This is a genomic window from uncultured Henriciella sp. (genome assembly GCF_964005855.1).
Lineage (GTDB): Bacteria > Pseudomonadota > Alphaproteobacteria > Caulobacterales > Hyphomonadaceae > Henriciella.
In genome coordinates this window covers 572,012-586,859 of sequence record NZ_CAXFSW010000001.1, presented here as the reverse complement: position 1 = coordinate 586,859, position 14,848 = coordinate 572,012, and the positions used below count along the sequence as shown (strand labels likewise).

General features: G+C 62.5%; 15 protein-coding genes. 12 read left to right on the top strand and 3 right to left on the bottom strand.

The genetic code is table 11. From position 1 onward, the window contains the following. Positions 1 to 70 precede the first annotated feature (70 nt). The 3 genes from ABNU55_RS02820 to ABNU55_RS02810 all read left to right on the top strand — a co-directional run bounded on the left by ABNU55_RS02820 (position 71) and on the right by ABNU55_RS02810 (position 2,984). Positions 71 to 484: a BLUF domain-containing protein gene (locus ABNU55_RS02820; protein WP_290750084.1), complete on the top strand. Its 414-nt coding sequence runs from the start codon at positions 71 to 73 to the stop codon at positions 482 to 484. A gap of 97 nt (positions 485 to 581) precedes the next feature. Beyond that, complete coding sequence (locus ABNU55_RS02815; RefSeq protein ID WP_290750081.1) at positions 582 to 1,715, top strand: PA0069 family radical SAM protein; 1,134 nt, start codon at positions 582 to 584, stop codon at positions 1,713 to 1,715. A 186-nt stretch (positions 1,716 to 1,901) separates the two neighbouring features. Continuing rightward, entirely contained in the window at positions 1,902 to 2,984 is a 1,083-nt protein-coding gene (locus tag ABNU55_RS02810) for a site-specific DNA-methyltransferase (protein ID WP_290750078.1), read from the top strand. A gap of 19 nt (positions 2,985 to 3,003) precedes the next feature. Here the strand turns inward: ABNU55_RS02810 and ABNU55_RS02805 are convergent, their stop codons facing one another. Further along, complete coding sequence (locus tag ABNU55_RS02805; RefSeq protein ID WP_290750076.1) at positions 3,004 to 3,603, bottom strand: LysE family translocator; 600 nt, start codon at positions 3,601 to 3,603, stop codon at positions 3,004 to 3,006. 164 nt (positions 3,604 to 3,767) lie between these two features. On the opposite strand from ABNU55_RS02805, the gene ABNU55_RS02800 reads away from it, so the two are divergent. Continuing rightward, positions 3,768 to 5,513: a cation:proton antiporter gene (locus ABNU55_RS02800; protein ID WP_290750073.1), complete on the top strand. Its 1,746-nt coding sequence runs from the start codon at positions 3,768 to 3,770 to the stop codon at positions 5,511 to 5,513. Here ABNU55_RS02800 and ABNU55_RS02795 read toward each other — a convergent pair. Continuing rightward, positions 5,508 to 6,572: an A/G-specific adenine glycosylase gene (locus ABNU55_RS02795; RefSeq protein WP_290750072.1), complete on the bottom strand. Its 1,065-nt coding sequence runs from the start codon at positions 6,570 to 6,572 to the stop codon at positions 5,508 to 5,510. The two genes, ABNU55_RS02800 and ABNU55_RS02795, sit on opposite strands and share 6 nt — an antisense overlap. 19 nt (positions 6,573 to 6,591) lie before the next feature. Here ABNU55_RS02795 and ABNU55_RS02790 point away from each other — a divergent pair, with 19 nt between their 5' ends. The 8 genes from ABNU55_RS02790 (at position 6,592) to ABNU55_RS02755 (ending at position 14,367) form a co-directional block, all read left to right on the top strand. Next, complete coding sequence (locus ABNU55_RS02790) at positions 6,592 to 7,158, top strand: DciA family protein (RefSeq protein ID WP_290750070.1); 567 nt, start codon at positions 6,592 to 6,594, stop codon at positions 7,156 to 7,158. A gap of 44 nt (positions 7,159 to 7,202) precedes the next feature. Next, the gene (locus ABNU55_RS02785) at positions 7,203 to 7,988 is read left to right on the top strand and encodes a thioredoxin domain-containing protein (protein ID WP_290750068.1); all 786 of its coding nucleotides are present in this window, start codon (positions 7,203 to 7,205) and stop codon (positions 7,986 to 7,988) included. A 27-nt stretch (positions 7,989 to 8,015) separates the two neighbouring features. Next, a complete protein-coding gene (gene smc / locus ABNU55_RS02780) occupies positions 8,016 to 11,477 on the top strand; it encodes a chromosome segregation protein SMC (protein ID WP_290750065.1) in 3,462 nt (1,153 codons plus the stop codon). Positions 11,478 to 11,630: 153 nt separating this feature from the next. Further along, complete coding sequence (locus tag ABNU55_RS02775; protein WP_290750062.1) at positions 11,631 to 11,990, top strand: AtpZ/AtpI family protein; 360 nt, start codon at positions 11,631 to 11,633, stop codon at positions 11,988 to 11,990. 20 nt (positions 11,991 to 12,010) lie between these two features. Then, complete coding sequence (locus tag ABNU55_RS02770; protein ID WP_348764224.1) at positions 12,011 to 12,769, top strand: FoF1 ATP synthase subunit a; 759 nt, start codon at positions 12,011 to 12,013, stop codon at positions 12,767 to 12,769. Positions 12,770 to 12,881: 112 nt separating this feature from the next. After that, a complete protein-coding gene (locus ABNU55_RS02765) occupies positions 12,882 to 13,118 on the top strand; it encodes a F0F1 ATP synthase subunit C (RefSeq protein ID WP_018146608.1) in 237 nt (78 codons plus the stop codon). A gap of 91 nt (positions 13,119 to 13,209) precedes the next feature. Continuing rightward, a complete protein-coding gene (locus ABNU55_RS02760; RefSeq protein WP_290750049.1) occupies positions 13,210 to 13,758 on the top strand; it encodes a hypothetical protein in 549 nt (182 codons plus the stop codon). A 6-nt stretch (positions 13,759 to 13,764) separates the two neighbouring features. Continuing rightward, a complete protein-coding gene (locus ABNU55_RS02755) occupies positions 13,765 to 14,367 on the top strand; it encodes an ATPase (RefSeq protein WP_290750048.1) in 603 nt (200 codons plus the stop codon). A 61-nt stretch (positions 14,368 to 14,428) separates the two neighbouring features. Here ABNU55_RS02755 and ABNU55_RS02750 read toward each other — a convergent pair whose 3' ends face one another. Continuing rightward, complete coding sequence (locus tag ABNU55_RS02750; protein ID WP_290750046.1) at positions 14,429 to 14,773, bottom strand: hypothetical protein; 345 nt, start codon at positions 14,771 to 14,773, stop codon at positions 14,429 to 14,431. Positions 14,774 to 14,848: the final 75 nt, after the last annotated feature.

Below are 14,848 nucleotides of genomic sequence, written 5' to 3'. Positions count from 1 at the left end.
ATTGATACAAGTTATCGACGTGCAGTGTCGAATGGCTCCATGTCCCCGTCCCGAACAAGAAGGGTCCGTCATGTTCAAACTCGCCTATGTCAGCGTTGCGACGCGCACGTTGTCCTCAGTCGACCTCCAGAACATCCTCGAAACTGCCATTACCTCCAATCGCGATGCCGATATTACCGGCATCCTCCTCTTCAATGGCACGAATTTCATGCAGGTTCTCGAAGGCCCTCAGGAAGAGGTCGAGAAGATCTTTGCCAAGATCTGCGATGATGACCGCCATCGCAATGTTGTGGTCATCTACCGCGAAAAGACGGGCGCGCGTGAGTTCGAGGAAGCGCCCATGCTGCTGCAGATCGTCCCCGCCTCTCATGGCGTGGCGCCGGATGGCATGACGATTACCAAGGACATCGCCCTCTTCCTGCCATCGACGCTGGCACGCCACTTCCGCACTATCCTCGAAAGCTTCGACACAAAGGGCGGCTAGACCCTAGACCGCGCGGCGCGCCATTCCCTGTGGATCGCTGCTTTTCCACGCGCTAACTGTTCTTGTTTTGTTCCGGTCTTCATGCTTTCTTCGAAATATGAGGCTGAACCAGAAACTTCCATCCAAGGGCCGCGTCACCCTGCTTGATGTGTCGACCGCCGCCGAGCGGCCGGAGCATCGCGGGCGTGGTGCGATCTCCAACCAGACCGGCCGTTTCGAACGTGAAACCCGCGACCCCTTCGATGATGGCTGGGGCACTGTGGAGGAGTCAGCGGCGCGGCTTCGCACGTCGCTGACCCGGGAAGCCGCCAGAACCATCATCACCTATAATCGCTCGCCCGATATTTCCTTTGACCGCACGATCAATCCCTATCGCGGCTGTGAGCATGGCTGCGTCTATTGTTTCGCCCGGCCTACCCACGCCTATCACGGCCTGTCGGCGGGGCTGGATTTCGAAAGCCGGCTTTTCTTCAAGCCGGACGGCCCGGCGTTGCTCAGGAAGGAACTATCGAGACCCTCCTATGTCCCGCGCCCGATCGCCCTTGGCATGAATACAGACGCCTATCAGCCAGTCGAACGTCAGCTGAAACTGACCCGGGCATTCCTTGAAGTCCTGTCAGAGCACAATCATCCCGTGACGCTGCTGACCAAGTCGGCGCTCATCCAGCGCGACATCGATATCCTGGCGCCCATGGCAGAAAAGGGACTTGCCCGTGTGGGTGTCTCGCTGACCTCACTGGACCCACGTCTTTCGCGCCTGATGGAGCCGCGCGCCGCCGCGCCCTATCGCCGGCTTCAGACAATCTCAGCGCTTGCCGATGCGGGCCTGCCTGTCATCGCCATGACGGCCCCCATCATCCCAGCCCTCAATGAGCCGGAGATGGAAGACCTTCTTGAGGCATCCGCCGAGCACGGCGCCGTGAGTGCCGGCTATGTCCTTCTTCGCCTGCCATTTGAGTTGAAGGACATCTTTCATGAATGGCTGGCCGCCCACTATCCCGACAGGGCCGCCAAGGTGATCAATATCCTGCGGGACATGCGCGGCGGCCAGGATTATGATGCCAACTGGTTTGAGCGCGGGCGCGGGCGCGGAGTGCATGCCCGCCTGATCTCTCAACGCTTCAAGAAGACGGCCCGGCGCCTTGGCCTTGATGAGCCCCGGCCCCGCCTTCGCACCGATCTGTTCCGCCCGGCCGAGCCGCCGAACGGGCAGATGAAGCTGGAGTTCTAGTCATGACGGGCTTTCCCGCGCCCGATCGCTGCAAACTTGTCCACAGGCCCTCAGAGCAGTTATTACGGAAGCGAAACGACGTTTCGGGCAACGATCTGCAGCCACCGCGAAACATGTAACGATTGAATAACCAAATTCCTGCGGGATGCGCGCCTGTAACCGAATCGCGCAAGAGGCAAGCAAGGTATGGATCTGGTCCGCAATACGATCATCGAAGGTGAATCTGTCGACGTGCTGTCGCGGCTGCCGGACAAGTCCGTTGACCTCGTCTTCGCCGATCCGCCCTATAATCTGCAGCTTGGCGGCGGGCTGACCCGTCCGGACCAGTCGTCTGTCGCCGGCGTCGATGACGCCTGGGACCAGTTCGACAGTTTCGATGCCTATGACCTCTTCACCCATCAGTGGCTGACTGAATGCCGCCGCGTGCTCAAGGATGATGGCGCGATCTGGGTCATCGGCTCCTATCACAACATCTTCCGGGTGGGCGCCATCCTTCAGGACTCAGGCTTCTGGATCCAGAACGATGTGATCTGGCTGAAATCCAATCCGATGCCGAACTTCAAGGGCACACGCTTCCAGAATGCGCATGAGACGCTGATCTGGGCGGCCAAGAATGAAAAGTCGCGCGTCACTTTCAATTATGACGCGCTCAAGGCCTTCAACGAAGACAAGCAGATGCGCTCCGACTGGACGATCCCGCTCTGTACCGGCGCTGAACGCCTCAAGGACGCCAAGGGCAAGAAAGCCCATCCGACGCAGAAGCCGGAAGCGCTGTTGAAGCGCGTCATCCTGGCCACCACCAATCCCGGCGATGTCATCCTCGACCCCTTCTCCGGCACCGGCACCACAGCGGCCGCCGCAAAGATGCTGGGCCGCGACTATGTCGGGATCGAACAGGACCCGGCCTATATCCGCCTCTCGCGTGCCCGCCTCTCGGCCATTACACCGCTGAATGGCGACGCGCTGGAAACCCAGAAAGGCGCTCGCGCCCTGCCCCGCGTGCCGTTCGGGGCGCTGGTCGAGACAGGCTGGCTGAAACCCGGCGACCGCCTCTGGTCTCCCAAGAAGCGCCATCATGCCCGCATCCGTGTCGATGGCAGCCTGTCCTCCGGCGATGCCACGGGCTCCATCCACCGGCTGGGCGCCCATGTCATGAAACAGCCGGCCTGCAATGGCTGGACCTTCTGGCACTATGAATCGCCCAAGGGTGATCTTGCCCCCATCGACCTTCTGCGCCGCCGCTATCGCCAGGAAATGGGGCTGAACTGAACGCTGTGCACGTTCAGACCTAGGCAAACATCATCCAGACAGCGACCAGCGCAAGCACGCCGCCAAAAAGCCTGTTGAGAAGGTCCGCCCGGGCCTCATCCCTGAACAGCGACGCGATCCGTCCGCCAAGGAGCGTCCAGATCGTGAAGGCAAGCAGATTGTTGAGGGTGAAGACCGTACTGATCCAGCCAACGGCAATGGCATTGCCCGAAGCGGAGCCCGCGTCCAAAAACTGGCTGAACATAAGCGCGATGATCACATAGGCCTTTGGATTGAGCAGCAGCAGGACTGCGCCGCTCCAGATACCGGCCGGACGGGCTTCACCGACGGAGTCCATGGCACTCGCCCGGAACAGTTTCCAGGCGAGGTACAGGACATAGATCGAGCCGGCCCATTTGATGGTCTGAAACAGGACAGGAGAGCGCTGAAGCGTCATCTCAAACCCGAAGCCGATGGCCAGCGTTACCAGCAATGTCGCGATGTGGTAGCCCGCGCTGGCCGGCAGGGTCGCTACCAGACCGAACCGGGCCCCATTGGCGGCAAAGAACATATTGCCCGGCCCCGGACTATAGGCCAGCGGGAACAGAAAGACGATCAAGGCTGCGGTCAGGTCGAGCATCACTTTCCTCCATCGGTTCGGAAAGAGGTTTTGCGCTTCCAGCCCATGCGAGCGACCCGAATCTTGCGATCATCCACCTTCACCTCCACAAAGGCTGACGATCCGCGAAAGCGGCCCTATGGTGGACGCATCACGTTCTAGGCAGACCAAAAGGAGCGCTCGGCATGGGGCATGAAGGCCAGGAAATCTTCCTGAAGGACATGCTCGTCTTTCTGTTCGCCGCTGGCGTCATCGTGCCGGCACTGCGAATGCTGCGCATCCCTGCCGTCGCGGGGTTCCTTATTGCTGGCGTTGTGCTTGGCCCTTATGGCCTTGGCACGCTCGAAGACCTGTGGGCGCCGGTCCAGTTCGTCACAGTCGCAGAGCCGGAAGCGGCCGAACCCTTTGCAGAGCTGGGCATCCTCTTCCTGCTTTTCTTGATCGGCCTGGAGCTCTCCTTTGAAAAGCTCTGGCGCATGCGCCAGGCCGTCTTCGGCACGGGCGCGCTTCAGGCGTTCGCCAGTTCCACCGCCATTGGGACGGGCCTCTGGCTGCTCGGCCTCGAACCTGCCGCCGCCGCCGTGATCGGCCTTGCCCTCGCGCTCTCATCGACGGCCATCGTGATGCAGACGCTGACCACCGAACACCGCGCCACCGGACCGACAGGACGCACCGCTCTTGGTGTCCTCCTTTTTCAGGACATTCTGGTGGCCCCCATCCTAATCCTCATCGGTTTCCTTTCAGCCGAAAGCGGCGACGGAGGGCTGGCAGGCGACGTTCTACGCGCCCTCGGTGAAGGGCTGCTGGCGCTCGTCGTCATTGTTGCCATCGGCCGGTTCGCGGTACGCCCGGCCTTCCGGCTTGCGGCAAAAGCGGGCGGACGCGACTTCCTGATGGCCGTCACCCTCTTTACGGTCATCGGAGCCGCCGTGATTTCGGCGACGGCAGGCCTCTCGGTCGCGCTCGGCGCCTTCCTCGCCGGCCTCCTGCTTGGCGAAACGGAATTCCGTCACCAGACAGAGATCGACCTCGATCCATTCAAGGGACTGCTTCTCGGCATCTTCTTCATGACGGTGGGCATGAGTATCGACCTTGCGGTCGCTCTGGAGCTCGCGCCGCTGGTCCTTGGCGGGCTTGCCAGCCTTATTGCGCTCAAGCTGGTGATTGCCTGGGTAAGTACCCGCCTCTTTGGCGCCTCAGCTGGCGTCGCGACCGAATCTGCCTTTCTTCTCGCTCCGGCGGGCGAATTCGCCTTTGTCGTGATGGCGGCTGCGACGGGGGCGGGCCTGCTCACCACTCAGCTCGCAACACCCGTCACCGTCATTGCCGGGCTCTCCATGCTGCTTATCCCGCTGACCTCCAAGATCGGACAGATGATTGCCGCGCGCTATCAGGAGGCCGACGAGACCGAACACCCGCCGACACAGGATTTCTCCGAACTGGACGGACATGTCATCATTGCCGGCTTCGGACGGGTCGGCCGCACGATTACCCGCATCCTCGATGAGACCAATACAGACCTCGTCATCCTTGAGCGCGATCCCGCCCTCGTGCGTGCAGGACGCCAGGATGGCTGGCAGGTCTCATTCGGGGACGCGGCCCGCCCTGAAATGCTGGAGGCGGCTGGCCTGGACGGCGCGTCCATGGTCGTCATCACCGTGGACGATGCCGACGCTGCGCGCGACATGGTGGCCGCCGTGCGACGGCTTCGCCCGGCCTTGCCCATCCTTGCCCGCGCCCGCGACGCCGAACATGGCCGTGACCTCGAAGCCGCTGGCGCCACCTTCATCATTCCCGACGCCATTGAGGCCGCGCTCCAGCTTTCCGGCCGCGTGCTCAGCGAATTTGGCTATGCCAATGAAACCGTGCGCGACCTTCTCGCCAGCGAGCGCGAGGAAGCCTACCGCCAGGGCACGCGCGAGCCCTCATGACGCGAGTTTCAGCGCCTTCCTGAAAACCGTTGGCAAGGCCGCAGCCACGTCCCCGGCCGACTGGAACTCGATTCCGGTGGGCAGTTCGCTGGGGCTCTCAATCACGAGGACATCCAGCCGAAGCTCAAAATGGGTGAAGACATGTTTCACTCCGCCAATAGAGGTGGCGTCCACCATCGCCCAGTCCGCCCGATCCGGTACGCCGCCCTCACGCCAGTCTGTTGTCGGCAGGCCCAGCATCCCGCCAAGCAGCCCGCTTGAGGGTCTGCGCTCAACTGCCACCTCGTCCTCCCGCCAGATTATATAGACTTCACCAAACCTGACCGGTTTCGCTTTCTTGGCGGGCTTTATGGGGTACTGCTCAGGCACCCCCTCTGCACGTCCCATGCACCACTCATGCACCGGGCAAATCAGGCAATTGGGCCGCTTCGGCGTGCAGACCGTCGCCCCAAGATCCATCAGGGCCTCAGCAAACTCCCCCGGCCGATCCGCCGGAACCAGCGCCCGCACCGTCTCGGCGATCCTGCGCTTTTCGTCCTTCCAGTCACCTTTGGCCGCCAGAAGCCGCGCAAATACCCTGTCGACATTACCATCCACCGCCGCCGCCGGTTCGCCAAAGGCCAGCGCGGCGACCGCACCTGCGGTATAAGGCCCGACACCGGGTAGCTCCCGCAGGCCCGCCTCCGTGCGTGGCCACTCGCCGCGCGCAGTCACCTCACGGGCGCATTTCAGGAGGTTTCGGGCCCGTGCATAATAGCCAAGCCCGGCCCATGCGGCCATCACATCGCTATCCTCAGCCCCGGCAAGAGCTTCAACGCTGGGCCAGGTGCGCGTGAACTTGTCGAAATAGGCCGCCGCATGCGGCACCGTTGTCTGCTGCAGCATGATCTCAGCCAGCCAGACGCGATAGGGGTCCGGCACCACGCCGCGCGCTCGCTCACCCGGGCCGATACGCCAGGGCAAAGTGCGTGCGTGACGCGCATACCAGTCCAGAAGGGCAGCAGGCAGACCCGCAAAGCGCAAGGCTTCGGCAGAATCGGCCTTTTCTCGGTTCGCCATGCAGGGCACAATCGCCATCATGGTTATGAGATCAAGCCTCGATCCGCTGGAAGAAGCGCGCGCCCGCATCCGGCTGCGCCATGCCCGGGCAAAACCCGTCAAACCGATTGCAAAGACGATCGGCACGCTTAGCCAGCGCATCACCCGCGACCGGCTGCCAAAGAAGGGGCCCGCCATCGGGCGGCTTAAACTTGTCTGGGCAGAGATTGTGGGCCCGCAGATCGCCCGCGTCTGCGAACCGGAGAAAATCGGCTCTGGCGGCAAGGGCAAAGGCCGCGTGCTGACCGTGCAGTGTATCCCGGCTGCGGCAACCATGATCCAGCATCAGAGCGAGCTCATCCGCCAGCGTGTCTCGGTCTCGCTCGGCGGCGACATCGCAGAAATTCGCATCAAGCAGGGCCCGCTGAGCCGGCAGGCTGCACCAAAGCCCGTGCGCGCCCTTCGTCCCCTCACATCTGAAGAGCGCGCCTCACTGGAAGCCTCGGTGGCCCGGATCGAGGATCGCAGCCTGCGCGAGGCGGTTTTGGCACTGGGCGAAGCTGTGCTAGCGACAGAAGAGAGAACCCAAGAGCCTGATCGGCGCTGACAGGCCCTGCCAACCTATCCATCTCACAAATACAGGTCATGATGATGAAACTCGTTTCCCGCCGGTCCACCCTTCTGGCTTTTTCCTTCCTGATGATGGCCGCATGCGGCGCGTCAGGCGATGAGACCGCCGAGACAGGCGGCACATCCAGCGCGGCCCTGCAGGAAATTGCGCTCGGCGAAGACGATGCGCCCGTGACGATTATCGAATACGCCTCCTGGACCTGCCCGGCCTGTCTTCAGTTCCACACCGATGTCGTCGGTAATATGAAAGAAGAGTACATCGACACCGGCAAGGTGCGTTACATCTTCCGCGAATTCCCGACAGCGCCCGCGCAGATCTCGGTCGCCGGTTTCGCCGTTGCCCGCTGCGCCGGTGAGGACAAGTATTATGACGTCCTCAACGAACTCTTTTCCCGTCAGACCGCCATTCTCAGCCTTGCACGTCAGGGCGGCCAGGTGAAACAGGCGCTCCAACAGGTCGCCGCCAATCACGGCATCAGCGACCCGGAAGAGTTTGATGCCTGCCTTCAGAACTCCGACATCCGCCGCGCCATTTCGGCCTCTGTTGCTGCCGGCGAGCGCGATGACGTCACCGGGACGCCGACAGTCCTGCTGAACGGCGAAAAGCTGGAAGGTTACGCTTGGCGCCAGTGGCCAGGCATGCAGGAAACGCTGAACGAGGCGCTCGGCGAAGACGCCCCGCAGACAGTCAGCGAAGAGGCTGAAACCCCCGCCATGACTGATGAGGGCGACACGACAGACGAATCCATGAACAGTGACGCAGAGTCCATGGACGAAACCGAAGGTGAGGCTGCTCCGCAGCAATAAGCCTTCCATTCAGATGGGGAGCCTGCATTGCACATTTCAGAACTGCGCATTGCAGGCTTCAAATCCTTTGTCGAACCCCAGGAAGTTCCCATCCATCCGGGCCTGACAGGCATTGTCGGCCCGAATGGCTGCGGCAAGTCCAATTTGCTTGAAGCCCTGCGCTGGGCCATGGGCGCCAATTCCGCCCGCGCCATGCGCGGCGGGGAAATGGACGACCTCATCTTCTCCGGCTCTCAGTCGCGCCCGGCACGTGAGCTGGCTGAAGTCACACTTGTTCTCGACAATTCAGACCGTACCGCGCCGCCGGAATTCAACGCCTCCGACACGCTTGAGATCATGCGCCGGCTGAAACGCGGCGCAGGCTCCACCTACAAACTCAATGGCCGTACGGTTCGCGGCAAGGATATCCAGCTTATCTTTGCCGATGCCTCCACGGGGGCGAACTCGCCCTCTCTGGTGCGCCAGGGCCAGATTTCCGAACTGATCGGCTCCAAGCCCCAGAACCGGCGCCGCATTCTGGAAGAAGCCGCTGGCATTGCCGGCCTCAACACCCGCCGGCATGAGGCAGAACTGAAACTGCGCGCGGCCGAGACCAATCTTGAACGTCTCTCGGAAGTCTCCGCCGAGGTCGAGCGCCAGCTTGAAAGCCTGAAGCGTCAGGCCCGCAAGGCACGCAAGTACAAGGAGCTTTCGGATCGGATTTCCGCGCTCGAAGCCTTCCTCGCCCATCTGCGCTGGCAATCGGCCCTTGAGGCCAGGACGCTGGCCGAAGCGGAACTCAAACGCTGCAGTGAAGCCGTCGAAACGCTGACGCGCGCGTCCGCCGTTGCAGAAACCCGCCGCATCGAAGCGGGCGAGGGCCTCCAGCCGCTGCGCAATGCCGAAGCTGAAATCTCGGGCAAGCTCGGCCAGGCGAAAATCGACCTCGCCCGCCTTGAAACCGAGAGAAAGACCGCTGCCGACTTACTGGCCCGCCATGAAAGCGAGGCGCGCCGGATCATGAGCGATATCGAGCGTGAGCAGGCCCAGAAGGACGAAGCCGAAGGCGCGCTGGCCGAAGCGCACGAAAGCCTCGCTGCCCTGCCGACCGAAGACCCACAAGCCAATGAGGCGCTTGAGGCAGAAGCAAAACAGAAACTCGAACAGGCCCGCCAGGATCTCGCCACCGCGCAGGAACGCGCCGATGATCTGGGCGCCCAGCTTGCTGAAATGAAAGCCGCCCGGCAGGCGGCCGAAGCCAATGCGAACGCACAGCGCCGCCGCAGGGACGCACTCGAGGCCGACGCCAAGCGCCTGCGTGAACAGCTGGGCACGATGCCTGATACGGATGCACTGGCCGAAAGACTGACCGCCGCCGAAAAGACCGAAGAGGCGGCTGAAATCGCGCTGCACGATGCCGAACGCGCGGTCGACGCTGCCGAAGAAGCGCTCAATGAAGCGCGCACGGCCGAAACCGCCGCGCAGGCGCCGCGCGATGAGGCCGACAAGGTTGTACGCACGCTGGAATCGGAAATCGGCGGCCTGAAAAGGCTGCTCCAGCCGGCGTCCGGACCGAAGGCACCCCCGGTCATCGACCGTATCCGCTCCGACGATGGCTATGAAAAGGCGGTCGCCGCCGCGCTTGGCGATGATCTGCAGGCGTCCACACGGTCTGATTCGCCGCTCTACTGGTCGGGCAGCTCGATTGAGACGCCGCAGCTCCCCGAAGGGGCAGAACCGCTTGCAAGCCATGTCGAGGCGCCGGTGGAACTTGCCGTACGCCTGTCGCAATGCGGCGTGGTCGATGCCGGCCTCGGCCCGCGCCTTGCCGCCCATCTGAAACCCGGTCAGCGCCTTGTCTCTGTCGAAGGCCATCTGTGGCGCTGGGACGGTTTCGTGCGCACACCTGACGCCCCTGTGTCAGCCGCAGAACGCCTCGCCCAGCAGGCCCGTCTCGATGCCGCAGAAGCCGAGATCGAACCAGCTCGCGAGCGGCTAGCCACGGCAAAGGCCACCCTCGCTGAAGCGCGCGAGACCCGCGAAACGGCCGAGCGCGACCTGAAGGCGGCCCGCCAGCAGGTTTCTCCCAAGGCGGCGGACCTCAACCGCGCCCGTTCAGCCACAGCAGAAGCCCGTCAGGCCGCAGAGCGCGCCGATGTGAAGCGCGAATCGGCTGCCGAAGCGCTGGCTCGCGTCGAATCGGACCTTCGCGGTGTGGAGGATACGCTCGCTGACATCACGGTCGGCGGAGATCCTGAAGACCTCGCCGCGCGCGAGGAGGAGCTGGCAGCCGCGCGCGAGGCACTTGGCCGGGCACGCGCGGAAGAAACCGAATATCGCGGCCAGCTGGCCGATATCACCCGCAACCGGGAGCAGGCGATTGCGCGGCGCGAAGGACTCGCCCGCGATTTCGAGCGTTGGGAGCGCCGCTTTGCCGCCAGCGAGCAACGCCTGGAAGACCTGCTGGCAAGGCGCCGCGAAGCGGCCGCCGAGGCAGAAGCCGCCCGCGCAAAGCCGGAAGAGATGCAAGGCGATATCGACGCGCTCGCCCAGCGTGTCGAAACCCTCGAAGACGACCGTAAGACAGCCGCCGACGCGCTGGCTGAAAAGGAAGCGAGCCTTCGTGAAAGCGAGACCGAGGCGCGCGACGCCTCCAATGCCGCCGTTGAGGCGCGTGAGGCCCTGGCTGGCGCCAAGGTCCGTGTCGAGAATGCCGAAACACGCCTCACTGACGCGGTCGAAGCAGCCCGCAACCAGTTCCAGCGCGCCCCTGAAGGCCTGATCACGCTTGCAAAAGCAGGGATCGAGGAAGAGGAGCTGGAGACGCTCGACCCCGCTGAAGCCGAGCGCCAGCTCGATTTCATGCGCCGCGACCGCGACCAGCTGGGCGGCGTCAATATGGAAGCCGAGACCGAGGCCGAGGAGCTCGCCGAGCGCCTTGGCACCCAGGCCACCGAGAAAGACGACCTTATCAAGGCCATCGCCCGCCTGCGCGAAGGCGTGACCGCCCTCAATGATGAAGGCCGTGCGCGTCTGCTGGAGGCGTTCGACCGGGTGAACGAGCATTTCAAGGCGCTCTTCACCACGCTTTTCCGGGGCGGTGAGGCAGAGCTTCGTCTTGTCGATGATGAGGACCCGCTGAATGCCGGGCTCGAGATCATGGCACAGCCGCCGGGCAAGCGTCTTGGCACGCTCTCGCTCATGTCGGGCGGGGAGCAGGCGCTGACGGCGACAGCCCTTATCTTCGCCGTCTTCCTGTCGCGCCCGGCCCCGATCTGTGTACTCGATGAGGTCGACGCGCCGCTCGACGACGCCAATGTGGATCGCTACTGCCGTCTTCTCGATGAGATGCGCCGGCGCACGAATACGCGCTTCATCGTCATCACCCACAATCCGGTCACGATGAGCCGGATGGACCGGCTTTTCGGTGTCACCATGCGGGAAAAAGGCGTTTCCAAACTCGTCTCTGTCGATCTGGATGCCGCTGAAGAGCTGGTTGCCGCCGAATAGGCTGATGCGTCAAAAGCGCAGCGCCCGAATAATATATATATTTCAATTATTTGCGCGCGATTTACTCAACTTGACTTGGACACCCCGCTTCAATAGCTTCGCGGCGAGTCAGACGGGCGCGCCCCGTACCCATCCAGCGATCCAGGTAATGTCATGACCGGTCAGGACCCGAACGATCTGGATGAGCGTATCGCAAAGGCGCGCGCGGCCCACGATGCCCGGGAGGCCCGCAAGCGGGAACAGGAAGCACGCAATGACGGATCGGCTTCGGCCGGCGCTCTCGCCCTGCGCTATGGCGCGGAGTTTGGCGCCTCGGTCTTTGTCGGCATCATGCTCGGCCTGTTCATCGACCATGTCTTCCACACGAAGCCATGGGGTCTGCTGACAATGCTGGGATTCGGCCTTGCAGCCGGAATCCTTAATGTTATACGCGCCTATCGCCAGATAACGGCATATGCGGAACTTCAGGGAACGGACCAGACCAAGGGTCCGGAAAACGGGAAACAGGGCTGATGAACCTATCCTTCCACCAGATGGCTGATCCCATGCACCAGTTCGAGGTGCAGAAACTTTTCGACCTGCAGGTTGCAGGCTTCGATCTGTCCTTCACGAACGCAGCCTTCTACATGCTTGTGAGCGTTGCGCTCATCATCATCTTCTTTGGCCTAGCTGCCTCGCGCGGCAAGCTGATCCCGTCGCGCTCGCAGTCGATTGCCGAGATCGGCTATGGCTTCGTTGCCAATATGGTGCGCAGCACGGCAGGCGAGGAAGGCCTGAAATTCTTCCCGTTCGTGTTCACGCTCTTCTTCTTCGTGTTTTTCGCGAACATGATCGGCATGGTGCCGTACGCGTTCACGACAACCAGCCACCTTGTGGTGACAGGCGCGCTCGCCCTGCTCGTCATCTCGATCGTGATCGTCTATGGTCTCTTCAAGAATGGCCTGAAATTCTTCAAGCTTTTCGCCCCGTCGGGCGCCCCGTTCCTCATCTATTTCCTCCTGGTGCCGATTGAGGTCGTGTCCTTTATCGCGCGTCCGATCACGCTTGCCCTTCGTCTTTTTGCGAACATGCTGGCCGGCCACATCATGCTGAAGCTGTTTGCCACCTTCGCCGCGCAGCTCTTTGCCGCCGCGATTGCCGGCACGGCCCTGCTTGGCGTTGTCGGCGTGCTCGCCTTTACAATGGGCGTCGCGCTCAACGCGCTCGAGCTTCTCGTTGCCGGTCTGCAGGCGTACATCTTCGCCATTCTGACCTGCGTCTATCTCAACGATGCGCTCCACCCGTCGCACTAGTTCTTCGCCGGTGCGGCCAAACAAGCCGCGCCTCAACTCTTGACGCGCCCCGCCGAACAGGCTTCACGGGCATCAAATCGAACCAACGCCAATCCCTCAAAGGAGACACGAAATGGAAGGCGATATCGCTCTTGGCCTCAAATATGTTGGCGCAGGCCTCGCAACTCTCGGCATGATCGGCGCCGCGCTTGGTGTGGGCAACATCTTTGCCAGCTTCCTCGACGCTGCCATGCGCAACCCGTCCGCTGCCCCGCAGCAGACCGGTAACCTCTTCATCGGTATGGCCCTTGCTGAAGCTCTCGGCATCCTGGCCTTCCTGGTGTCTGTCCTGATCCTCTTCGTCGTCTAGGCGACAGGAACCGGACCAATCGATATGGACTGGCCCCGCGTGGCAAACACGCAGGGCCAGTCTTCACCATCCAGACTGACAAGGTCGCGCCATGTATTTCCTGTCGCTTGCTGCTCCGGCTGCTCACGGCGAAGCCGCCGGTGGGGCCGCCTTTCCGCCATTTGATCCGTGGCACTTCCCGTCACAGCTCTTCTGGCTGGCCATCCTGTTTGGTGCTCTCTACCTCGCGCTGTCGCGTTTCATCCTGCCCAAACTCGGCGGTGTGATCGAAAGCCGCGAAGACACGATTGCCGACTCTCTGGATGAGGCCGCACGGCTCAACGAGCAGTCGAAAGAAGCCAAGCAGCAACAGGATCTTGCCCTGGCTGAAGCGCGCGCAAAGGCCCGCGAAACCGCTGACAAGGCCCGCGCCAAGGTCGAGGCCGAGATTGCCGCTGAGACCGCCAAGGTCGACGGCGAACTTGCCGAACGCCTCGCAGAAGCCGAATCCCGCATTCAGACCATGCGCACCGAAGCCATGTCGAATGTCGAACAGATCGCGACGAACGCGACCCAGGCCATGCTTGGCCGTCTCGGCATCGCGGTGAACGAGGCTGAGGCCCGCCAGGCCGTCGCCCGCAACACACAGCAGGAGGGCTGATCCACCATGATGAACGGACGTCTCTCACTCATTCTGTCGCTCGCTGCTGCGAGCGCGCCTGTGGCCCTGGCCGCGCCGGCTGAAGAAGGCGGCCATGGCGGCACGACCGGCTTTGGCAATCTCGTCGCGCCTTTCCTGGATCCGGCAACGAACTTCGCCTTCGCCGCTTTTGTCGTCTTCCTTCTCATCGCTTTCTCGATGGGCGCGTTCGGCTACATCACCAAGTCACTGGACGACCGCGCCGCCGGCATCAAGAAACAGCTGGACGAGTCGCGCCAGCTTCGTGAAGAAGCCGCTGCTGCCCTGGCTGAGGCCGAGCGCCGCCAGAAGGAAGCCGATCAGGCCGCCGAGGAAATGATCAAACAGGCCAAGGCCGACGCGAAAATGATGGTCGAGCAGGCCCGCAAGGATCTCGCCGAGAAAGTCGCCCGCCGCGAAGCGCAGGCAGAGGCGCGTATCGCTCGCGCCGAAGCTGAAGCCACGGATGATGTACGCCGCGCCGCCGCCGATGCAGCAACGCGCGCCTCCAAGGACATCGTTGCAGGCTCGTCCAAGGGTGGGGAGCTTTTCTCCGAAGCGCTGGGCGAGATCGAGAAAGCGCTGAACTAGGCGAAAGCGCTATATCGCAAACGGTATAAAGCCCCGCAGTCTTCTGCGGGGCTTTTTCGTTTCAGCGATGCGTCTTCTCACGCCGGAAGACAGCGCGCATCAACCAGGCGGGCGCGAAGCGTTCGAGGCGCGGATTACGGGCGAGCACGCCCTCCATCCAGCGCCGCCCCCAGACCGCGTTCCGGCCGAGGAGGACGACACCGAGGATCGCCAGCGGCAGGCCAATGGGCAGGATCGGCGTGACAATGCCGATCGGTACCGCAATGACGATCAGACAAAGGCCAAGTACCGCGAGACACTGGCGCACAAGATTGCGAAAAAGCCCGGGGACTGCGAACTCGCTTCGAAGGCTGGCGCACTGCCCCGCCTGTGGCTCCATGTCTGGCATATGCTGGACTATGCTCATTCCCATCTCTCTGGCTAGATTCAAGAAAGAAATGGCCTCACGCTTTTAACGTTCCCTTGGGACTGAATTGGCATT